The sequence below is a fragment of the Micromonospora endophytica genome, from assembly GCF_003236305.1.
Taxonomy (GTDB): domain Bacteria; phylum Actinomycetota; class Actinomycetes; order Mycobacteriales; family Micromonosporaceae; genus Micromonospora; species Micromonospora endophytica.
The window spans coordinates 1-443 of record NZ_POTX01000534.1 but is presented as its reverse complement, the minus strand read 5'-3'; the positions used below and the strand labels follow the sequence as shown (position 1 = coordinate 443).

Sequence of the window (443 nt, the reverse complement as noted above, 5' to 3'; positions counted from 1 at the left end):
ATACTAACCTGAGAAGCTATAAATAATTGTTATTAAAAGCAACTACATTAAATACGACGCATTTATTTAGGAGTGGCAAACTATGAACGGGAAAAAGGCGAATACGATAAACAGATACAAATATTTTCATCATGTCGATCATCAAAAAATTCAACAAAGTTCTAAAAAGACGCTATGGGCATCACTTATCATCACACTATTATTTACAGTGATTGAATTTGTTGGAGGTTTAGTATCTAATTCATTAGCATTGCTGTCAGACTCATTTCATATGCTTAGTGATGTATTAGCACTCGGTTTGTCAATGTTGGCAATTTATTTTGCTAGTAAGAAGCCGACTGCACGCTACACATTCGGATATTTAAGATTTGAGATATTAGCGGCATTTTTAAATGGTTTAGCATTAATTGTAATTTCAATCTGGATTTTATATGAAGCTATTG

Annotated in this window: 1 protein-coding gene; it reads left to right on the top strand. The window is 32.1% G+C overall.

Features of this window, described 5'->3' with window-relative positions; translation table 11 throughout:
* Positions 1-82 precede the first annotated feature (82 nt).
* Positions 83-443, top strand: a 361-nt coding sequence (locus tag C1I93_RS33435) for a cation diffusion facilitator family transporter (protein ID WP_146603630.1), incomplete at its 3' end; no start/stop codon positions are given.